The sequence below is a fragment of the Planotetraspora kaengkrachanensis genome, from assembly GCF_016862895.1.
GTDB lineage: Bacteria > Actinomycetota > Actinomycetes > Streptosporangiales > Streptosporangiaceae > Planotetraspora > Planotetraspora kaengkrachanensis.
The window spans coordinates 11,307-32,077 of record NZ_BONV01000035.1 but is presented as its reverse complement, the minus strand read 5'-3'; the positions used below and the strand labels follow the sequence as shown (position 1 = coordinate 32,077).

The window sequence follows — 20,771 nt, the reverse complement described above, 5'->3', positions numbered from 1 at the left end:
GCCCCGAGGATCGGGCCCGGTTCGTGCTGCAGGAACACTGGGGCAAGCTTGGAAGCTGGAGCGTGGCGGCTCGGGCTTGGGGCCTTTCGTCATGGAGATCCGCTTGGCGTAGTCACGCTTCGAGCGCGTGACTTCTTGGTTGTTCGGGAGGTCACGACATCCGCGTGGCTGGGAATCGACTGCCGCAGTGCGGCGGTGGCGGCTTCGGCGCCCGCCGTCGCGTGGCGATCCAGTCCACCCTGGCCCTGATCGCGTTGACCGCCTACCGTGGACTGCGATGATCCACCAGCGCTGAATCCGATGACTGCGCAGCGATGATTTCCTGGCCGCGCCCGAGTCTGATTATCGAGATGGAGGCGGACCGAGGACTGGGCCAACTCACATCATCGACACGAATCGGACGAGCAGGAGGCGATATGAGCGGCATCAGGGTGTTGGTGGCTGGGGCGAGCATCGCGGGGCCAGCGCTGGCCCACTGGCTGCGCCGGCGGGGGGCCGAGGTGACCGTGGTGGAGCGCGCCCCCGAGCTGCGCCCCGGTGGGCAGGCGGTGGACGCACGCGGGGTGGCCAAAGAGGTCATCCGGCGGATGGGGCTGGACGCGGCGGTGCGCGCGGCCCGCACCGATACCGCTGGCGCGAACATCGTGGACGCGGACGGGAACGTGCTGGAGACCCACCGCGCGGACGACCACGGCGGCGACGGGTTCATCGCGGATATCGAGATCCTGCGCGGGGACCTGTCCCGACTGCTCTACGACGACACCCGGGACGGTGTCGAGTACGTCTTCGGTGACCGGATCGCCGAGCTCAGCCAGGACGCGGACGGGGTTGACGTGGTCTTCACTGGCGGCGACCGGCGGCGCTTTGACCTGGTGATCGGGGCCGACGGGCTGCACTCGCAGTTGCGAGCGATGGTCTTCGAGCCGCGCGAGCACTTCATCCGCCATCTCGGGCTCGTGCTGGCCTTCTACAGCGTGCCCAACGAGTTCGGAGTGGACCGCTGGATGATCGACTATCAGGAGGCCGGACGGTCCGCCGGCCTGCGGCCCATCCCGGACGCCACCCGGGCGATGGCCATGTTCTCCTTCCCCGCGGCCGACTTCGACGTCGATTACCGCGACGTCGCGGCGCAGAAGCGCCTGCTGTGCGAGCGGATGGACGGTTTCGGCTGGTTGACCCAGCGCATCCTCGCGCACGTGGACGACACCCCGGACTTCTATCTGGACCAGGTCGCTCAGGTGGTGATGGACCGCTGGTCGAGCGGACGGGTGGGGCTGCTCGGGGACGCGGCGTTCAGCGCGTCACCGATGTCCGGGGCGGGCACCGGGCTGGCCCTGGTCGGCGCCTACCTGCTGGCCGGAGAGCTGGCCGCCGCCGGGTGGGACCCGGAGGCCGGGTTCGCCGGCTACGAGGCTCGGATGCGCTCGTTCGTGGAGGCCAACCAGGAGATCGGCCGGTTGCACGTACACAGCCTCGAGGTCCCGGGGCCGGACGCCGAGCCGAGCCTCGATTTCGCCAGCGAATGGTTCACCGAACTGGTCGAGCGTGCGATCAACGGCGTCGAGCTGCCCGACTACGCAGGGGTGCCGGACTCCGGGGCGTCGGCCGGACTACCGATGATCTCATCGGCCAAGCCGTAGGCCACCGCCTCGGCCGCGGTGAACCAGCGGTCCCGACCGAGTCGGTGGCGATCTGCTCCACCGGCTCGGCCGGTGCTCGGCGGCGAGTTCGGCAATGCACCGCCGAGCGCCTCGAACGCCTCCACGTACGCGGCAAGATCCGCAAATACCTCCCGCTGTGACACCGCCGTCCGAGGCCGTTGGACGGCCCGAATCGAACACCAGGGCAAGCGCTACGGAACCGAGGCTCGGATAGGCCTGCTGACGCTAGCCTTCGACAACTCGACGCACGTGCCGCACTCACCGAGGTGTTCCAGGACAACCATGCCTCTCAGGGCGTGTCCCGCAAGCTCGGCTATGAGTACGACGGCATCTCAGTTGATGCTCGCGGCGACGAGGCTGTCGTATCCGACCGCCTACGGCTTACCCGGGAGAGGTGGCTTCAGGAGAAGCGGCCCGCGGTGAGGGTGGACGGGACGGCGGCTTGTCGGCCGCTGTTTGGCCTCTGACAGTATCCGCTCATGCCGCTGGCCGTGCGCTCGGTCTGAGTTCGGTGACCACGCTGTCATTGGCATGAGTGTGCGTTGACAGCATTGGAGCACTGCCCGCAGATGATTGGCCCCTCATCAGAGACGGGGCAACTCACTCCCCGCCCTGTTTGGCGGCCTGGTGCAGGATCTGTCGTCTGTCCGAGCGAGATTCGTCGGCCAAACGAGTGTCAGACGCTGCGCAGCACCGAGACGACGACGCCCAGCACGGCGGCCTGGTCGCCGTCGATGACCTCATAGGCCGGGTTGCGCGGCTCGAGCAGGACGTGGCCGCCGCGGCGTCGGTACACCTTGACCGTAGCCTCCCCATCGATCATCGCGGCCACGATCTGCCCCGAGTGGGCCTCCTGCTGCTGACGCACCACGACGATGTCACCGTCACAGATCGCGGCCTCGATCATCGAGTCCCCGCGCACCCGCAGCGCGAACACCGTGCCGCGGCCGGTGAGCCCGCGGGGCAAACGCAGCAGGTCGTCGATGTGTTCCTCCGCCAGGATCGGGATCCCTGCGGCGATCTCGCCAACCACCGGCACGTCCACTGAGTCGCCACCCGACTCCGCCGGCCTGGACCCCGGCAGGAATGCCCGCACGTCGATCGGCCGGGACACGGTCGCACCACGCCGCAGGAAGCCCTTCTCCTCCAGGCTCGCCAGGTGCTTGGACACCGATGACGACGACCGCAGCCCCACTGCGTCACCGATCTGCCGAACGCTCGGCGAGTACCCATACCGGACGACCCAATCCCGGATCGCGACCAGGATGCGCTGCTGCCGCGCCGGCAAACTCGAGGTATCCAACTGCTCGAACAGGTCAAGTTCGTCGTAGGCGGTCACCGGCCGAATGATAAGGGCCCGCACCCGCGAGCCGGAACGACCCACCGAACAACGCCCTCAACCTCGGCGATCGACTACTGATCTCGGCAGCGTCGGACCTGCCACACTCGCTGTCCTACCGACGCCCGACCAGCGGCAAATGAGGATGCCTGCGGTCATCGGGGATAACTGCCGGTCACCTCGTCCGCAACGTTGAACGTGGCACCACATGCGGGACAGTTCATTCGACCAAACAAGTAGGTGAGTGCGGTCACCACCGACTCGTGACCCACCCGCGACGCCTCGGCGTGCAGACGCGTGGCCAGCTGCGAGGAAAGCCCCGCCTCGATCGAGGAACCTACTGGTTGCAGGTCGATAAGCAGGTCCTCAGCGCACGCCGGGCACTGCACATCGACCTCCCCGTCGTTGATGCGGTCCAGCTCCTTGCCCCAGACCTCGTCACCGTCGAAACCGAGTACGGCCTGCTGCAGGTACACGAACATCGTGTCGCTGGACCCGCCCGACGCCAGGCATTCAAGGGTCAGCGCACGCAAGGTGGCGATGTTGTCGGCGTACAAGCCGCGGCTCTTCTCGTCGGCGTCTACGGCGATGAACCCGGCGAGTACGACGGCGCGCTCGCGGTCTTGAGGACTGAAGTTGGCGCAGGTGCGGGCCAACCAGGGCAGCAGAACGGCGCTCGCAGGATCGCAGGTGCCCTGGTCACACGACTCCTGCCAGATTAGATCCCACGCCGGAGAACCGGGGTCGGCTACGGCCGCATCCAGGGCGTCCTGAAAGCTCGTCACCTACGAAGCCTCCCACAGCGATCGACGTACTGATCTCGGCAGATCCGGTCGTTCACGGCTGCGACGGACGCCCTGATCGCGGCATGTCCGTGCGTTCTCACCGGTGAATCCAGCTCACAGCCGGGCGCGAGCTGGCCAGGACGCTCCGGTCTATGCGAGGTCATCGGCTGCGGTGTTGAGGCGGGTGATCTCCGCTTCGTCCAGCGTGACGGCTGGCGCTGCCAGGAGCTCTTCGAGCTGCGCACGGGAGGTGGCGGAGGCCAACGGTGCCGTGACGGCCGGTTGGTGCATCAGCCAGGCCAGAGCGATCGTGGCGGCCCGAGCGTGATGGTCGTGGGCGATCGCGTCGATGGTGTCGAGCAGGCGGAGGCCCTCGGGCGTGAGCAGAGGTCGCACGCCGGCTCCCCTGGCTCGGTCCTCGGTGTCAGCATCGGTGCGGTACTTGCCCGACAGGAATCCGCCACCGAGGGCCCGGTAAGGAAGCACCGCAAGACCGGCCTCGCTCGCAAGCGGGGCGAACTCCCCCTCGAACGGCTGCCGATGAATCAGGCTGTAGTGCGGTTGGAGCGCGACCGGTGCGGCGAAGCCGCCGCTGCCAGCGGTGTCGATCCACTCACGGACGGCGGCGGCGGTGAAGTTCGAGAGTCCGATGGCCCGGATCTTGCCTGCCTGGACCAGAGCGTCGAACGCTGCCGCGCTCTCCTCGATCGGCGTCAGGTCGTCCTGGTAGTGCGCGAAGTACAGGTCGATGTAGTCGGTGCCCAGTCGACGCAGCGACTCGTCGACAGCAGCGGCCACGGTGATCGCGGACAGTCCCTCGAAACGCGGGTGGTTGCCGCCCTTCGTCGACACCACCACCTGGTCGCGGTTCTTCCGGTCACGCATCCAGGCTCCAACGATGGCCTCCGATGCTCCGTCGGAGTAGGTGTCGGCGGTGTCGACCAGCGCACCTCCGGCTTCGGCGAACGCATCGAGGACCCGATGGGATGCAGCGGCGTCGGTGGTGCGGCCGAACGTGTTGCCCCCCAGCCCGACCGGCACTGCGAGGTGGTCACCCCACCAGCGCCGCGGTGTGGGATCGACGGGGTGGGGTGAGGGGAGTCGAGCCACGAGTGTCCTCCTTGATACGTTCACGAAGAAGGAAGCAAAGCAGATGGCACCGACAGCAGCCGATCCCTCGGAGCCGCGATCGGATTTCGGCACGTTGGTGCGCGCCACCAGCGGCAGAGTCGTGCGATGGTTCAGGACCGCGCATCGGCGGCCAGCGCTTCGAGTACTCGCTCGCGCAAGAGTTCGTACTGCTCGCGGTGACGGCGCGGAGCGTCCGGCGGTCGAGCGACCACTCTGCCGCCCACCACCTCCTCATCCGGCCGGAACTGGTCCGCGGTGAGGTCCACTTCGGAACCATCCGGTAGCCGGTTCCAGTAGTGGTGGCCGATCTGCACGCCGCCCACGTGGACCTCGCCGATGATCAGGTCACCGTCCAGGATGTCCTGCACGACCAGCGCCGTCATGCCGCACTGATCGCGGGCTGGGTTCCGGGGAGTCCACTCCTCCCGGCTGTCGGGGTAGCAGGTGTCGGCGCCCCACGCTGATCGGAAGTATGGACGAAGCTCATCGGCGGTGATCGGCATACCTGAACCATGCCATCTGACACTGACACATCTCGCCGAGGCATCGTCCGCTCATCGGCAAAGGCGGACATCCGTAGGCCAGGTCGCCAGCCGGCGTCTCCCGGGCCGCCCGTCCGACTGTTGAGGTATGGACATTCTTGCCGATCAACGTCTTGCATCACTTCTGGAAGATCCGATGTTGCGCGTGGCCTTGGCAGCGCATCTGGGTCGCTACCGCGGCCTGTCACGTATCCACACTGAGTCCGACCTGCTGATCTACCTACGCTGGTGCACCGAACGTGACATCACACCGCTGGCGGCACGCCGCGTCGAGATCGAAATGTTCGTCCGCTGGCTGCAGGAGGTCCGCCGGTTCAAGCCATCCACCGTGTCCCGCCGCCTGTCCGTGGTGATCTGCTTCTACCGCACCTGCGTCATCGACGCTGTCCTCGAGCACTCACCCGCCGAGTATGTTCGCCGCCCGACCGTGCCACCCGAATCACCGACCCTCGGCCTGTCACACCTGCAGTTCGAGGCCATCCTCACCGCAGCCCGCTCGTCCACCAACCCCCACGACTTCGCCCTAGTCGCCATGCTCGGCCTACTCGGGCTGCGGATCTTCGAGGCTTCGGGCGCCGACATCGCCGACATCGGTGAGGAACACGGTCACCGCGTTCTTCGCGTCGTGGGCAAGGGCGACAAGGCCGTGCTGACACCGCTGCCACCAGCGGTCGGCCGTGCGATCGACCGCGCGATCGGAGACCGCACCGCAGGGCCGATCTTGCTCAACAGCTGTGGTACTCGGATGGATCGCCACGCTGCTACGCGCCGGCTCAAACGTCTCGCGGATGCCGCCGGTGTGCGCATGCCGCGGATGCACCCGCACATGCTGCGCCACACCTACGTCACCACCATGCTCGACGCCGGTGTCCCTCTGCGCGACGTGCAGATCGCCGCCCGCCACGCCGACCCACGCACCACCATGCGCTACGACCGAGCCCGCAAGAATCTTGACCGACACCCCAACTACATCCTCGCCGCATTCATGGCATCCGGGACGTAACTCACGACCATGCCGAGATGAGGATGTTGCTGGTCCCGCCGGGGCAGCTATATCGCCGGTTGGGAGTCGAGCAGGAATCTGTCCAGGTCACTGGGGGCAGCGAGATTGGTTGGGGTCAGCCGGCGGATCTCACCGCGAAAGGACCGGACTTCCAGCCAGCTGTCGGGTGAAGCTGCCGCGAGCTTGGGCATCAGGGTGTCCAGGCGGACGCGTTGGTACACCTTGAAGGTGTGATCGCGCTCGGGGTCGGGGCCTTGGATATCGAAGCGCAGGTCGACGACCGGATGCGGTCGACGGGCCCAGTCGCTGTACGGCAACGCCCCATGCCCGTGGATCCGGGCGTCAACGAAGACCTCCGCATCAGCGTCGCCGATCTCGCAGTCATAGATCGGGAAAGCGGTGGCCACCCTGGCCGCAATCGTCGGGTACGCGACGGCGGCTTGACCCAGCGCGGGCGAGCACAGCAGCGCGTGGCTGAACGGCCCTACTGGACGGGCAAGGGCGATCTTGTGGTGCGGTCGCCCGTCGAAGGGCAGGTCACGAACGGTAACGACCGTCTCCAGGAACCCCGTGACGGCCTCCGGCCGATGTGACGATCCGCGGACGTTGAACGCGAGAGCACTGCGGCCTTCGTCACGCAAGACCAGGTAGTGGTAGAACCCCGTACCCGGAGACTCCGGATGGATTCGCGCGTGGCAAACCACGTCACGGAACCCCTCCACAGGCAGATACTGAGGTCGGGGAAGCCCGTAAGCCCGCTTCCCTTGCGCGTCGGCAATGGTCTCCACCACGAGCGCGTCCGGGTCGCCGATCGGTGCAGGTAGTCCGGCCACCTCAAGGAAACCCTTGCGAAGCTGCCCCCTGATCTTCTTCTCGACGTGGGACTTCGCGTGACGCTCATCCAGCAGTGCCACGGTCGTCGACCCGCCACGACGGCTACCGTCACGGCCCCAGCTGATGTGGCAGCGGATGCCTTCCTGACGAATCTGCCAGAACTCACAGGCACCGTCCTGGACCCGCTCGAACCGCCGCCAATTTTCCACCCGAGGCCCGCCTTCCTGCCGCAGGGACCCTACCAACGACGCACGCTCATGCCGCGAGTCGCGCGGTCTGGCCGGCCGACCGGATTTGCCGATGAGCGGATGTTCGCAGAGTTGATCAGGCCCTGACTGGGGCGAGGGCGATGACGCGGTCGCGTACGGGAGCCAGACAGTTGGATGGGCTGCATGCCCCGTAGGTGACGACCACCTCAGCACGTCCATTGCCGGTTCTGCGCACGGGCACCGCAATGGTTATGGGGCCGTCCGGGTAGACAGGCAGTTCCACGTCCAACTCCTCGATCCGCAAGTTCCTCACGGGCGCGTTTGCGGTCGGGCTGCCGGCCGCGCGCAGGCTACCGCCCACAGTCACCGTAGTGGGCACACCGAGGCCGTCCACGCCTCCCGGTGGTAGATCCATGCTGTACAGGTGGTAGCCGGTCTTCTGCGGGGTGAATGTGGCTCGCACCTGCCGGGTTCCATCCTGTCCGGTAGTCAGCGCCGCCACGACGGTGACCCCGCTGTCATCCAGACGACCCGACAGGTCGGCAGACGGGCTGCTTGCCCCGGCTCCGGCGCATCCTTGGACGAGTGACGCGACGGCCACCACGGCCAGCAGAGTGCGGTGCGCCGTCAACTCTTGGGTGCCCAGCGGGTCAGGAACGCGTTGACCTGATCGCTGTTCATGGTGCGTGCGTTGGCGAACGAGCCGTCATTCGTGTGCTCGAGGACGTTACCGTCGGGTGCCAGTACCACCAGCGCCGGGATGCCGCTCGTGTTCAACTTCACGTACTTCGCGGCGAAGTCGAGGTTGTGGTCGAACTCGCCGACATCCACTGCTACTACGTGGTAGTTGCGCTGAAGCAGCGGCTTCGTTTCTTTCGACTGGAACAGCTTGTCGAGCACCTTGCAGTCGGGGCACCAGTCGGCGCCGAAATCGATCAGGACCTCTTTGCCGTCGGATGCGGCCAGAGCGAGGGCCGTTTTCAGGTCCGCGGCCGGATCCCGCGCCGGGTCGTAGTGGTCCGGGATCGTGTCCGCGACGGCAGTCGGCGGCGTAGGAGCCGCCGATGACGCGTCCTTGTTGGCGCATCCCACTAGGAGCAGTGCGATACCGATGGCGGCCGCCGCGGGGCCGATTCGTCGCAGCATTAACCGGTCCTCACCAGAGTTGATCAGGCGCACGAGAGTAACGCACGGTGGCGCGAATCACGATCTTTGCTGCTCATACCGCTGTTTGATAGAAACCCGGTATGTCCAGGCGCTAACGCGCTCAATTGCCGCAGGTGGAGCGTCGGGGCGGGGGGCCTGGCGGCAAGCGCGTGCACCGCACAGTGTGCCCGTGACCGGGCGGAACCCGATCGGACTACGGGGCTTCGCGGGTGAGGCCGGTCAAGCTTGGAACGCCCGAATCGCGAGCGCGGCGAAACGTCGGGAGGCGGCAACCCGGGCGCTTGTCGATGTGGCGTGCAGGCCGCCGTTGGCCATCAGCATGAGGATGAGGTCGTCCAGGACGAAGTCGGGCCGCAGGCGGCCGCTGTCCTTGGCACGGCGCGCGAGCTCGGCGAGCGAGGTGAGCGCCTGTTCGCGCATCGCGGCGAGATCCATGGCGTGGGGGAAGGCCGAGGTGAACGCCGTGGTGAAGCCCCGGCTTCGTGCGTGCAGCTCACAAAGCTTCTCGATCACGAGGCAAAGGCCGTGCCACGGATCCGGATCGGCGAGCCCCTCCTCGACGATGGCCTGGCACGCATACATCTGCTCTGTGAAAGCCTCGGTGGCCAGCGCCTGCTTGGTGGGGAAGCGGCGGTACAGGGTGGCGGGGCCGACCCCGGCGCGCCGGGCTATCTCGCGCATCGGCACGTCCATGCCTTCGGCGGCGAACAGTGCCCGAGCCGCGTCGAGGATGCGCTCGCGGTTGTCCAGCGCGTCCGAACGCAGCGTCTGAGGCAAATCGTCGACCACTCTCTCACTTTAGCTAAACGGACGTCGGCGTCCGTTAGCGTCCCCAAGCAACCAGGGGTCGCTTAACGGCGGCTTTGATTGAGCTCACGAAAAGGGACAACAGTGAAGGCAGTTGCGATCGAGGAGTTCGGGGGTCCCGAGGGGCTGGCAGTCACCGACATCCCTGCACCGGCTCCCGCTCAGGGACAAGTGTTGATCCTCAATGAGGCGATCGGCGTCGGAGGCGTCGACGTCATGATCCGAAGCGGTGCTCTCGCCGCCTACGGCTTCCGGAAGGGCCATGTCCCAGGCGGCGAGGTGGCGGGGACGGTGACCGCGGTGGGCGATGGCGTCGACCCCGCATGGGTCGGGCAGCGCGTGTGGGCGTTCACCGGTACGGGCGGCGGCTACGTCGATCAGGCGATCGCGCCGATCGGAGAGGTCCTGACCCTCCCGGCGAGCCTTTCCGCTGTCGACGCCGTGACGCTCGGGAGCTCCGGGGTCGTGGCCCACTTCGGTCTCGCCCACGCGCACTTCTCTCCGGGCGAGACCGTGCTGGTACGCGGCGCGGCCGGCAGCATCGGGATCATGACGGTCCAGCTCGCGGCTCGCGGTGGTGCCGGCGCCGTGGCGGTCACCACCTCCTCCCCTGAGCGTGGCCGTCGACTGCGCGACCTCGGTGCGACCCACGTGCTGGACCGCTCGGGAGCAGGAGGGCCGGACGATCCCCCGGGCTACGACGTCATCATCGACGTCGTAGCAGGTGAAGACATGCCTTCGTTCTTCGACAGGCTCAACCCCAACGGTCGACTCGTGGTTGTCGGCGCAGTCGGGGGCCAGCCGCCGGCAGACTTCGGCACGAGGTTGATGGCCGCATTCCAGAAGTCGATGTCCTTCGCCACCTTCAGCGCCGCGACGGTAGCGGAGTCCGCTCGACGTGCCGTGAGAATGGAGCAGTTCGCTGCCGCGGATCGCGGCGAGCTCCAGACGGTGGTGCACGAGGTGCTGCCGCTGGAGCACGCCGTGCTGGCACACCAGAAGATGGACGCCGGCGAGGTCTTCGGGAGGATCGTCCTGACCCCGTAGTCACCTGATCGCGACAGATGACGATTCGGCTCGCGCAGCACGATGTCCCGGGGGCACGATTCGCGGCTACTCGGCGAGCGCCTGCTGGATGGCTTCGATCGCCGCTTGCCGGTCTACCCCCAGTAGAAGGGCGTGGCGCACGTATATGGCGGCCTGCTGGTGAAGCAGCCGTTGACGTTCACTGGTGGACAGGTGCGGAGGGTCGTCGACCACTCGCGTCCCGCCGCCGCGCTTGGAGTGGACCAGCCCTGCCGACTCCAACTCGCGATAGGTGCGGGCCACAGTACCCACGGCAAGCCCGAGATCACCTGCCAACTGCCGCAACGGTGGCAGGCGATCCCCCGGGCCGATGACGCGGGAGCGGATCAGGTCAACGAGTTGCCGTCGGAGTTGCTCGTACGGTGGTGTGGGATCGTCGGCGGTGACGACAAGCGTCGGGCGAGGGTTCATGAGACCCCTTGAACCGCACGTGTGCGGTACCGCGGGGAAAAGATCGCCGCAGCGCTCCAACCCAACAGAACCAGCCATGGCGCTATCAAGGCGATCAGTATCCAGCCGGTCACGGTCCACGACACCGGACGACAAGTGATCGAAAGCAGTCCGGCGGCTGTCACCAAGGAGACCCCGATCAACGGAATCGTGACCAGGACTCCACACGCACCCGTGACCGCGTTCGCCGCCCGCCGCCGAAGGACATCGTCGCTGACGATGAGACCAGAGGGGTTCTCAGGGCGTGGACGACGGACGATCTGCCGCAGCGCGAGAACGGCCGTGACGACGCCGACCAGCACCACGATCCCCAGCGGGAAGCTGTAGAACGACCCCGCCCACGGACCGTGGCCCTCTGTGCTCGTCGGGCTGCACCTGCGGAACAAACCCCGGCCGGCACGGCCGAGATCGTCAGGAGACCCTGCAGCGGTCGTCGCCAGGAGGAGCGCGACTAGTGCGCACGCCGCGGTGATCACGGCGCGGCTGAGCTGCCGCGGCAGGTAGTCACGCACCTGTCGGACCTCCACGACGGCCTGACGTGTCTGGCCACGCGGTGGACGAACGCTGAATTCGCCGACGAGGACGCCCGCTAAAACGCACAAACCGAAAAGTGGAGCGGCGAGCATCAAGCCCCGGCCGAGAGCTCCCGACCCTCCGGCGACACCGGAAACGAGTACCCCGGCTCCAACGCCGCCCCACCGCCACACCGCGGTCGTACGGGTCACCCCGTCAGGGACACCGACGTCTGAAATGGACCGCGGCTTCATTCGAGCCAGTAACGCGATCATCACGCCGATGAGCCCCGTTCCCGCCAGGAGTGCGACAACCAATGGCCCGCCCACCAACCCGCCCCCTTGTACCATCTGTTTGATACAACGCATCGTGAAGCGGAATCACCCTTGTGTCAAACAGTTGATACAGGCGACAGGGCCAACGAGTTCAAACGGAGCGGCGGGCGTCCGACAGGGAACCCCATCGCTCCAAGATCGGCGGCGCCCGCGAGTTCGTAGATGTCCTGTCGACTCCGTCGCCGTCGCGCCGGTGTTGCCGTCCTCTTCTGCCGCGAGTCGCGCCCGTCTCATCGCCGGCGTGGACGTGACCGAAGGCATTCGGTCAGGACACAGCGCGATGATCTACGCCTCGGCTAGTCACCCCGTCAACATCCTGCTGCGATGTAATCGCCCTCAACGCCTGATCTGCCAGGTGCGTCGGTACTCGGAGACCCCGGCCTCTGGCCCACGGCGGTATAGGTAAACCAGGGTTCGGACGGTGAGGGCCACCGCCAGGGCAACCGTCAACGGCCGACTGGTGATTCCGGCCGCAAGCATGACCACGCAGACGGTCGGGGCCATGCTCGTGAGGGCTGTGAGGGCCACAGTGGCGCGGGTCCACCGGAATCGATGTGCGATCGAGAACTGAGAGCGCTCATAGAGGACGAGGGCCGTGCTGCTCATTACGCCAACGACGACCGCGGACCAGCGCACCCCGGCGCCCTGCGCATAAGTGATGGGTAAGGATATGAGGAAGGGAAGCACGCCCCCGTACTCGGACAGGACGTTCCCCCACTTCATGACCTTCCCGAAGGAGTTGGAGCGGATGCGGGCGAGCTCTCCCGACGCGCTCGCATAGATGATCAGCGACATCGTGGTGGCGAAGGTCGCTCCGATCAGCAGCAAGCGCACGTCGTCGGGATAGCGCGACGATGCGAAGGAGAACCCGAGGAGGAAGGTGATCGCGGCAAGTATGGATCCCGAGAACGCGATACCTGCTGCGGCCTCCCCCGACTGCAGGGACGCCGGATCGTCCTGCTCGAACCGGGATATCTCGAAGGCGGGTTCGCTGGAGAGCGTGGCGAGCGCCGTCACGGCGTAGTCGCTCGGAGACAGCGATTCGATCAACTGGTCAGGACGAGAGAGCGGCACCAGATGTCGTGCATCTGGGTCGACGTACTCCACCTTGATCTTGTGCTGGTAGTAGAGCTGCATAGCCTGCTCTGGGGTGCTGGACCTGATCACCCTCGTCGCTATGAAGCCGCAGGAGAGCAGCAGGCCCGCAACCTCAAGGTCCGTCAAGTCGATGACTGTGGCGACGCTTCCACCTGCAGCCTCGATTTTCCCTGCTTCCCGCAACACCTCCCCGATGAGCATCGTGCCGATCCCCCGTCGGCGCCGCTCGTGGCGGACGGCGACGGACGCGATCCGCACGTGGCTCGGCAGGGGTTTCTCGACGGCCACATAGCCTGCGACCTCCCCGTCGACCTCCGCCACCCGCACCAGCCCGCGGGCGACAGCGTCGCCGAGCAGCGGCAGTGCCGTCGGCGAGCCGCCGGCGTGCGCTGCCTTTGCCAGCGCGACCAACGCCGCGGTGTCCTCAATGCGAGCGGCTCGTGTCGTCAGCTCATCGCGTTCGGTACCTCTCCCTGGATCCCGCTGGATCGCGCATCCCGTGGCTCGGCGGCGAGAATCTTTCAACGGCATGTATACGTCGAGGATTCTCTGATAAGCGAGATCGCCAGGGAAGTGGCTATCGGACTGAACCGTCCCGAGATCGGTGGGAGTGTTGTGCCGCACCCGGCCTCGTCGAGGCTCTGGCAGAGGCGGCCGACACGGCCCAGTCCCGTTCACGCATCCGGCATCCAACCAGACGGCGGCCAAAGCAATGGCTGATGAACGCCGACTGTTCCAGTCGACCCAGCAAGGCTGGGTGACGTGGGGCGGCCTTCGAGTGAATCCGTTGGCGTACCGGCGCGTGTTGACGCCCGCCGAGTCTGCCGAACGGCAGGAACAGTTGCAGCAGCGGTGGGGGCTGGTGGCCAGGTCGTGGCACCCGATGCTCGCCGAGCCGACCCCGCCCGACGTGCTTGTGCTGACGGAGGCATCGATGTGGGACGAGCAGGGGCTCGCCCAGGTGCGCGCCGCACTGCGTGAACTGAGCGGCGGCCGGGTACTCGTCCCTCCGGCACTTCGGCGGCTGAATCGTGTCGCCGTCAACGTCCTGGCCATGGTGATCTTCGCTCGACTGGTGAATCTCGTCCTGGCGGCGTGAGCGCCTGGGCGGCACCGGCCGAAGAGCCGCAGCCCGGCAGCCCGGCCGACCGGCCGACCGGCCGACCGGCGCGTGCGGGCCGCCATATCCTCGGCTATTCGGAGATCAGGGCAACGGGGGACGTCACGCCCTGGCCTCTCCGGGGTCGCGCCAGGCGTGTCACCAGGGGATTGCGCCGGCGTCTTCGAAGTAGCCGCCGGTGGGGCCGTTGTCGGGGAGGGTGGCAAGGTGGATTGCGATTGCGGCGCCTTGTTCTGGGCTGCGGTGGCCGCGGAAGGCGTTGAGGTCGGTTGCGACGAAGCCGGGGCAGGCGGCGTTGATCAAGATGTTGGTGTCGCGTAGTTCCTTGGCGTACTGGATGGTGACGGCGTTGAGGAAGGTCTTGGAGGGGGCGTAGGCGGCTGACAGGGGGCCTGTGGAGCCCTGGTCGGAAGAGGAGGTCTGGCGGGTTAGGGAGCCGACGCTGCTGGACATGTTCACGATGCGGGGTGACGGCGAGCGGCGGAGCAGCGGCAGCATCGTGTTGGTGACGCGGATGACGCCGATCACGTTGGTCTCCACGGCTGTTCGTACCGTCGCGATGTCGACGTTGGTGGGTTCTTGGGGCATGCCGCCGGTGACGGCTGCGTTGTTGACGAGTACGTCGAGGCGTTCGAAGCGCTCCTCCAGCATTGCTGCCGCGGCGGCCACACTTGCGTCGTCCGTCACGTCCAGCGGGACGCCGAAGACGTCGGCGCCGCCCGCGCTCAGCTTCTCCACGGCGGTTTGTCGGCGCGCTGCGTCGCGCGCGCCCACGCCGACGATCCAGCCGAGACGGCCCAGGCCTGCAGCGATCTCGAACCCGATCCCCTTGTTCGCGCCGGTGACAAGCGCGATCTTCTGTCCGGTCATGTTCCGATCCTGCTTCGCGTCCCGGCGAGGGTTCCAACACCGTTTGGATGGGGATCGATACCTCACAGGTATCGATCCCGGATAGCCTGGCGGCATGGAGTCGAGGGAATTGCGGTACTTCGTGGCCGTCGCCGAGGAACTGCACTTCGGGCGCGCCGCCGAACGGCTGGGGATCGCCCAGCCGCCGCTGTCGCGGGCGATCCAGCAGCTCGAGCGACGTCTCGGAGTGGACTTGCTGGAACGGACGAGCCGCGCCGTCACGCTGACCAAGGCAGGGTCCGTCCTGCTCCGCGAGGGCCGGGCGGCCCTGGACGCGGTCGAGGCGGCCGACCGCCGCACCCGCCGCGCCGCGAAACCCCACCCAGGCCTGGTCCTGGTCACCAAGGCCGGATCGGCCGGCGAACTGCTGGCCAGGCTGCTCGACGCCTACGCCGCCGACCCTTTCGCGGTCACCGTCGACGTGCAGCTCTGCGGCGTCGGCGAGCAGGAACGCATGCTCCGTGACGGACGTGCCGACGTCGCCCTGCTGCACCTCCCGTTCGACTCGACGCTCGGCTTCGACACCGAGGAGCTGCACACCGAGAACCAACTCGCGATCCTGCCCCGCGGCCACGAGCTCCTCAGCCGGCCTCATGTGAAGATGGCCGACGTCACCGACCTGCCCGGCCTGCCGCTACCACGCTGGCCCGATCACGTCGGCGTCTACGCCGACGGCCCCGGCCCGAAGGTCCGCGACACCTCGCAGCTGTACCAACTGATCGCCCTCGGCCGTGCCGCGGCGGTCCTTCCGGAGTCCTGCCGGACCCACCTGCGCAGCGACCTGGCCGCCGTCCCCGTCCTCGACGCTCCGAAGGTGACCACGGTGATCGCCTGGCCTCCCCACAGCCGCTCCCAGGCCCTCGCCGCCCTCGTCCGCACCGCCACCCTCCTCTAACTGCGGCTTCCCACGCGCGAATCCCTTTTGAGCTGGCGGGCGCATGACGGCCCCCAACGTCCCAGCCCGCTCACGCCCGCCACAAGGTTGCGCACGTTCGGCCCGGCGGAGGATGACGGCGTGGCCCGCGATAGCGTCCCGAGGATGGAGATACGCCCGGCCGGTGACGGTGACGTCGCCGAAATCGCCCGCATCGCGACCGCCAACGGAGACGGCGACGGCGCGAATCCGCGGTATGTCGCCCATCTCCGCGGTAACGGCGGATTCTTGGTCGCGGTGACCGGTGGCGAGGTGGCCGGATACTGCGCCACCCGCCGGTTCGCCGGGGCGACGATGTTGTGCGACCTGTTCGTCGACCCCGCCCGGCACGGCGGCGGCGTGGGCCGCCGGCTGCTCGAGGCGGCATTTCCCGGCTCAGGAGCGAGGTTCACCTTCGCCTCACAGGACCCTCGGGCGATGCCTCTGTACCTGCGTCACGGCATGCGGCCGCGATGGCCGCTGCTCTATCTCAGCGGCCCGCCCGGCCGGAGCGCGGAGCCGTCCGCGCGCAGAGTCGACGTCGTCGACGCGGGCGCCGCCGAGTCGCTGCTCACCGGCGTGGACCGCACGGCCGACTACGCCTACTGGGCCGTCACGCCGGGAACGACCGGAGTGCTCGTGTACGACGACGGCGGCGCGGTCGCCGCCGCGGGAGTGGCCGGGCCCGACAACCTGATCCACCTGACCACCGCCGGCAGCCACGACCCCGCCGCCGCCCTGCGGAGCGCCCTCACCGTCTTCGACGCCCCGACGGTACGGCTCTGCCTGCCCGGCCCTCATCCGGCGGTCGAGGACCTCTTGCGAGCCCACTGGCGGATCGACACCTACGACCACCACATGTCGAGCGTCGCCGACATCATCGCCTCCGACCGGGTCCTGTCACCGTCGCTCGCCTGACATCGCCAATACCAGGCGGGAACTGAATCGCAGGCCGACAGGACCCTTCTCCGACGGGGGCAAGGCATTGCTTCGCTTGGTCCATGAACTAGGTGCGACCCAGCCGTTTCCCGTGTCAAGCGAACGTCTGGGCCCCGCACTGGGGTGGAGACGCCTTGACGGGGCCGCGGGCCGTCTCGTGACCGTCGGCGGCGTCGGGGCTCCGCCTTCTTCGGTGTGGTGGGCGCGCGCCGCCACTTCGCCGTCCGCGCCTGCCTCGGCGGGCCTCGCAGCCGGCAACGGTCCGTCGCCTTTACGTTGTAGATTCCTAGCGGCGTGCCCTCGCACGAACCCGATCACGCTCCAGAAAATGAAGCCCTCTGGCTTCGGTAGATCCTCTGCCTGGGTCTGTCCGGGCGTCCGAGTTCCAACCCGGACGCGGTCGCACCCCGCGAAGAAGGTCCTGCCTGCCACGATCTCTCTTATGGGAATCCGTGGAGGAGTTGAGCGCTACCAATTGATCCAACCGATCGGGCGCGGAGGAATGGGAGTCGTCTGGCTGGCCCACGATGCTCTCCTTGACCGCTACGTAGCGGTCAAGGAGATGACCGTCACCTTGGACGACATCTCCGTACGCCGGATCGCGCTCCAAGAAGCACGGTCGGTGGCCCGGCTGGCGCATCCAGCAATCATCACTGTCTACGACGTCGTTGAGAACGAGGGACGACTCTGGATCGTGATGGAGTTCGTCCGTGACTCACTCACGCTGGATCAAGTCATCCGCAGAAATGGGCCGCTCTCCCCTCTCCTTGTCGCACGGATCGCCCGCCGACTGCTCGACGCCCTTGGCCACGCCCATGCCGAAGGCGTCCTCCATCGAGACGTGAAACCCGGCAATGTACTGCTCACCCCGCGCAGGGTCGTCCTTATCGACTTCGGAATCGCCAAGGGGATCGCCGAGGAGACGCCCGCACTCCTTATGGGCACGCCGGCCTACAGCGCTCCCGAACACATCCGAGGTGAACTGTACGGCTCGGCCGCAGATCTGTGGTCTCTCGGCGCGACGTTGTATGCGGCGATCGAGGGCAGATCTCCGTACCACGCCCCGCATATCGCGGGAGTGGTCGCCGGGGTGCTCAGCCGAGATCCGAAGCCCTCGCTGAGAGCCGCGGCGCTACGGCCGCTTCTGGACGGGCTTCTGCGGCGGGACCCCACCGATCGCCTGACCGCGGAGGAGGCGGCTGAACTGGTCGCTCTCGCGATGCTGGACGATCAGGACACCATTTCGTTCAGTCCCGCGCTGCTGGCCGGCTGACTGCGGCCTCGTCGTCGAGCCGATCCCGTACGGTACCGGCCTCGGCGAGTTCGAGTTCGGTGAGAATGGCGAGCGCTTCTGTCCAGCGTTCACGAGCGCCCTCGGCGTCGCCCGTGGCAGCGAGACCATCACCGAAAGAACGGAGTGCCCTGGCTTCGCTCAGACGTTCTCCGTGATCGCGATGAGTGGTCACCGCGTCTGCGGCGGCCTGGATGGCCGCTTCGGGATGTCCTGCCGCCAGATAGGCATCCGCGAGGGCAGTACGGGCCTTGCCCTCGTAGAAGGACCAACCCCGGCCCGCCTGCGTGATCGCGGACTGGAGATGCATGATCGCGTCATGGTGGTCGCCACGCAGGCTGGCGATCCTGCCGACCCCGGTCACCGCCAGGATGACACCGTCGAGCCAGCCGATGGACTCACTGCGTTGCCTGGCTTCGTCGTAGTTGCCGGTGGCCTCATCCAAATCACCCAGAGCAAGTTGTGCCGTCGCCACCATGTTCAGTGCCACCTCAAGGCCGGTCGTTCCCACCGTCGATCGGGCTCGCACCACACTTTCGGAGGCGATTCGGAGCGCGTCCACGTGCCTGCCGTCCTCGATCAGTATGTCCGCGAGGTTCGCCAGCAAAAGGGGCCAAACACCATAATCATCGCTGGCCAACCCGAGAGCCTGACTCATATGCTCCTCGGCCAGACGGAGATTGCCCAACCGGCGATGCACCTCGGCCAGGTTGTTCCGGGTGCGTAATTCGCGGTGCGGCTCGCCGATCTCTCGGAACAGCCTCACCGCCCGCGTACCGTGCTCCAGTCCCTGCGAGTAATGGTTGTCGTGGACGAAGGCCGCGATGAAGCAGTGGGCACGGGCGATTGCTCCTGGGTCACTCATTCGCTTGCCCATGTCGAGGGCCGCCAGGCCGAGCGCGGTCATGTCACCGTTGAACCCGTAGATCGTCACGCCGACACGGGCCGCGTCGAGCAAGCTGCATACCTCGAGGGTTGCGTTGGCCCTCGCCATGTGCTCGCCCAGAGCCCGAAGATTCATCAGCTCCGCCCGGAGCCAGGCCAGAGCCTCATCGGAGGTCGGAAACGACAATTGTGGGCCGTCGAACTCGGCGGTAGCCGAACGAAAGTCGGGACGCAGGTGGTCGGCGACGGCGCCCAGGCCGGCCAGATGCCAATCAGCCAGCCGTCGTATCGCCGCGTCACGTTCGCTGTCTGGATCCTCATCCTCGGACAGAGCGCGGGCGTAGAGGCGGATGAGGTCATGCATGCCGTACCGGTCCAGGGCCCGGCGTTCGACGAGATGGGCGTTCTCCAGCGCCTGCAGCAACCGTCCAGCCGCAGACTGGCTGAGGCCACTCATCGTGGCCGCTGCCGACACGGTGATGTCCGCGCCTGGCATCGCGCCGAGGAGCCGGAACAACCGGCTGACATCCGCGGGCAGGCGGCTGTAGGAAAGTTCGAAGGCGGCGCGCACCGCGGCGTCGTCGTCTCCGTCAACGCCCAGAGCCGCGATTCGATCCCCGTCACGCAGCAGGGCCGCGTAGTTGGTCAGAGTTTGGTACGGCAACGCGACGAGGTTGGCCGCGCAGATTCGCAACGCAAGCGGCAAGCCACCGCACAGCTCAGCCAGCTCAGCGATCGCTTCCCGCTCGCTCGCCGTACGGTCCGTCCCGAGGACGCCTCGTAGGACCGCTTGCCCCTCGACTGTGGACAGCGGCCCCACGTCGACGAGCCGTGCCCCCTCGCGGGCGACCAGACCGGTCAACCGGATGCGACTTGTGACGATGACGCCACACGTAGAGGAGCCGGGCAGCAGTGGTCTCACCTGCGCGACATCGGCGGCGTTGTCGAATACCAGGAGAATGCGGCGACCCGACAAGTTCGAACGCAGGAGTGCCGCGCATCCCTCCAAATCCTCAGGAATCGTCCGAGCCGGGACCGAGAGAGCGAGCAGAAGCGTGCGGACGGCTTGATCCGGCGTGAGCGGCGGCTCCTGAGCGAACCCTCGGAGGTTGAGGTACAGCTGCCCATCGGAAAACCACTTCTCGCGCTGGTGCGCCCAGTGAATGGCCAAGGCGGTCTTGCCGACGCCGGCCGGACCTACGATCAGAGCGGGAGACGGCCCGCGGACCGCTTCATCCAAGCTCTTCATTGCATTGACGCGGCCCTCGAAGACGGAAGTTTCGGCCGGAAGCTGCCGAGGGCCGGGCCCGAACGCTCCCTGGTGTTCGACCGGCAAGTTCTCCCATGCGCGCAACCATTCCGCGACATCACCGCCGCAGGCCCCGACCCAGCTCGAGATGAACTCTCGAGCGTCAAGGCGGGCGGGCAGGTTCCGGCGCTTGACGACGTCGTTCGCAGTGGCTCGAGGCAACCACCCACCGTTCAGCCGGGCGTTCTCCTCAAGCTGACGGAACGAGAGATCGGCGTCCTGGCGTAGATCGTCAAGGAGCGCCACGAATTCCGCAACCGCACGAGCTGTCAAAGGGCTCGAACCCATTGATTCCCCTCGTATCCATGCGCCGCCGGCGCTTGCACTCCCCCGGGTTGGATCTTACGCGGTGGGCAGCCCCAAAGCCGGAACAATCAACCGAAGGCGCCCGGTCACCTCCCAGTTCTCCAGTGCCGCCACCTCGCGCAACCCGGCACCCGGGCCG

The 20,771-nt window shown here is 67.2% G+C and carries 20 protein-coding genes; 7 read left to right on the top strand and 13 right to left on the bottom strand.

Annotated features, from left to right (window positions below; translation table 11 throughout):
* Positions 1-416 precede the first annotated feature (416 nt).
* Complete coding sequence (locus Pka01_RS29985) at positions 417-1,640, top strand: FAD-dependent monooxygenase (RefSeq protein WP_203886286.1); 1,224 nt, start codon at positions 417-419, stop codon at positions 1,638-1,640.
* On the opposite strand, the gene Pka01_RS41650 is transcribed toward Pka01_RS29985, so the two are convergent.
* The 5 genes from Pka01_RS41650 to Pka01_RS29960 all read right to left on the bottom strand — a co-directional run bounded on the left by Pka01_RS41650 (position 1,574) and on the right by Pka01_RS29960 (position 5,419).
* Positions 1,574-1,765 (bottom strand): ATP-dependent Clp protease proteolytic subunit, encoded by a 192-nt coding sequence (locus Pka01_RS41650; protein WP_203886285.1) that lies wholly within the window; start codon positions 1,763-1,765, stop codon positions 1,574-1,576. The genes Pka01_RS29985 and Pka01_RS41650 overlap by 67 nt on opposite strands.
* Positions 1,766-2,337: 572 nt before the next feature.
* Positions 2,338-3,000 (bottom strand): transcriptional repressor LexA, encoded by a 663-nt coding sequence (lexA, locus tag Pka01_RS29975; protein ID WP_203886284.1) that lies wholly within the window; start codon positions 2,998-3,000, stop codon positions 2,338-2,340.
* A 155-nt stretch (positions 3,001-3,155) separates the two neighbouring features.
* Positions 3,156-3,785 carry a hypothetical protein gene (locus Pka01_RS29970; RefSeq protein WP_203886283.1) on the bottom strand — a complete coding sequence of 210 codons (630 nt, stop codon included), beginning with the start codon at positions 3,783-3,785 and terminating at the stop codon, positions 3,156-3,158.
* 150 nt (positions 3,786-3,935) lie between these two features.
* On the bottom strand, positions 3,936-5,003 hold the full coding sequence (locus Pka01_RS29965) for an aldo/keto reductase (RefSeq protein WP_239115554.1): 1,068 nt from the start codon (positions 5,001-5,003) through the stop codon (positions 3,936-3,938).
* A gap of 23 nt (positions 5,004-5,026) precedes the next feature.
* Positions 5,027-5,419, bottom strand: coding sequence for a YunG family protein (locus Pka01_RS29960; RefSeq protein ID WP_425571008.1), 393 nt, complete (start codon positions 5,417-5,419; stop codon positions 5,027-5,029).
* Positions 5,420-5,546: 127 nt separating this feature from the next.
* Here Pka01_RS29960 and Pka01_RS29955 point away from each other — a divergent pair, with 127 nt between their 5' ends.
* On the top strand, positions 5,547-6,461 hold the full coding sequence (locus Pka01_RS29955) for a tyrosine-type recombinase/integrase (RefSeq protein ID WP_203886281.1): 915 nt from the start codon (positions 5,547-5,549) through the stop codon (positions 6,459-6,461).
* Positions 6,462-6,508: 47 nt separating this feature from the next.
* Here the strand turns inward: Pka01_RS29955 and Pka01_RS29950 are convergent, their stop codons facing one another.
* The 3 genes from Pka01_RS29950 to Pka01_RS29940 form a co-directional block, all read right to left on the bottom strand.
* Positions 6,509-7,504 (bottom strand): WGR domain-containing protein, encoded by a 996-nt coding sequence (locus Pka01_RS29950; RefSeq protein WP_203886280.1) that lies wholly within the window; start codon positions 7,502-7,504, stop codon positions 6,509-6,511.
* Between the two features lie 627 nt (positions 7,505-8,131).
* Complete coding sequence (locus Pka01_RS29945; protein ID WP_203886279.1) at positions 8,132-8,683, bottom strand: thioredoxin family protein; 552 nt, start codon at positions 8,681-8,683, stop codon at positions 8,132-8,134.
* A gap of 207 nt (positions 8,684-8,890) precedes the next feature.
* A complete protein-coding gene (locus tag Pka01_RS29940) occupies positions 8,891-9,460 on the bottom strand; it encodes a TetR/AcrR family transcriptional regulator (RefSeq protein WP_239115552.1) in 570 nt (189 codons plus the stop codon).
* 102 nt (positions 9,461-9,562) lie between these two features.
* Between Pka01_RS29940 and Pka01_RS29935 the strand changes: the two genes are divergently transcribed.
* Complete coding sequence (locus tag Pka01_RS29935) at positions 9,563-10,525, top strand: zinc-binding dehydrogenase (protein ID WP_203886278.1); 963 nt, start codon at positions 9,563-9,565, stop codon at positions 10,523-10,525.
* A gap of 66 nt (positions 10,526-10,591) precedes the next feature.
* On the opposite strand, the gene Pka01_RS29930 is transcribed toward Pka01_RS29935, so the two are convergent.
* The 3 genes from Pka01_RS29930 to Pka01_RS29920 all read right to left on the bottom strand — a co-directional run bounded on the left by Pka01_RS29930 (position 10,592) and on the right by Pka01_RS29920 (position 13,584).
* Entirely contained in the window at positions 10,592-10,975 is a 384-nt protein-coding gene (locus tag Pka01_RS29930; RefSeq protein ID WP_203886277.1) for a GntR family transcriptional regulator, read from the bottom strand.
* A complete protein-coding gene (locus Pka01_RS29925; protein WP_203886276.1) occupies positions 10,972-11,526 on the bottom strand; it encodes a hypothetical protein in 555 nt (184 codons plus the stop codon). Before Pka01_RS29925 ends, Pka01_RS29930 begins: the two co-directional genes overlap by 4 nt.
* Positions 11,527-12,198: 672 nt before the next feature.
* On the bottom strand, positions 12,199-13,584 hold the full coding sequence (locus Pka01_RS29920) for a GNAT family N-acetyltransferase (RefSeq protein ID WP_203886275.1): 1,386 nt from the start codon (positions 13,582-13,584) through the stop codon (positions 12,199-12,201).
* 178 nt (positions 13,585-13,762) lie between these two features.
* Between Pka01_RS29920 and Pka01_RS29915 the strand changes: the two genes are divergently transcribed.
* A complete protein-coding gene (locus Pka01_RS29915) occupies positions 13,763-14,059 on the top strand; it encodes a hypothetical protein (RefSeq protein WP_203886274.1) in 297 nt (98 codons plus the stop codon).
* Between the two features lie 159 nt (positions 14,060-14,218).
* Here Pka01_RS29915 and Pka01_RS29910 read toward each other — a convergent pair whose 3' ends face one another.
* Entirely contained in the window at positions 14,219-14,950 is a 732-nt protein-coding gene (locus Pka01_RS29910; protein ID WP_203886273.1) for an SDR family oxidoreductase, read from the bottom strand.
* 94 nt (positions 14,951-15,044) lie between these two features.
* Here Pka01_RS29910 and Pka01_RS29905 point away from each other — a divergent pair, with 94 nt between their 5' ends.
* The 3 genes from Pka01_RS29905 to Pka01_RS29895 all read left to right on the top strand — a co-directional run bounded on the left by Pka01_RS29905 (position 15,045) and on the right by Pka01_RS29895 (position 18,114).
* On the top strand, positions 15,045-15,884 hold the full coding sequence (locus Pka01_RS29905; RefSeq protein WP_203886272.1) for a LysR family transcriptional regulator: 840 nt from the start codon (positions 15,045-15,047) through the stop codon (positions 15,882-15,884).
* A 144-nt stretch (positions 15,885-16,028) separates the two neighbouring features.
* On the top strand, positions 16,029-16,820 hold the full coding sequence (locus tag Pka01_RS29900; protein ID WP_203886271.1) for a GNAT family N-acetyltransferase: 792 nt from the start codon (positions 16,029-16,031) through the stop codon (positions 16,818-16,820).
* A gap of 349 nt (positions 16,821-17,169) precedes the next feature.
* Entirely contained in the window at positions 17,170-18,114 is a 945-nt protein-coding gene (locus Pka01_RS29895; protein WP_239115550.1) for a serine/threonine-protein kinase, read from the top strand.
* Here the strand turns inward: Pka01_RS29895 and Pka01_RS29890 are convergent.
* Entirely contained in the window at positions 18,089-20,614 is a 2,526-nt protein-coding gene (locus Pka01_RS29890; RefSeq protein ID WP_203886270.1) for an ATP-binding protein, read from the bottom strand. The two genes, Pka01_RS29895 and Pka01_RS29890, sit on opposite strands and share 26 nt — an antisense overlap.
* Between the last annotated feature and the right edge of the window lie 157 nt (positions 20,615-20,771).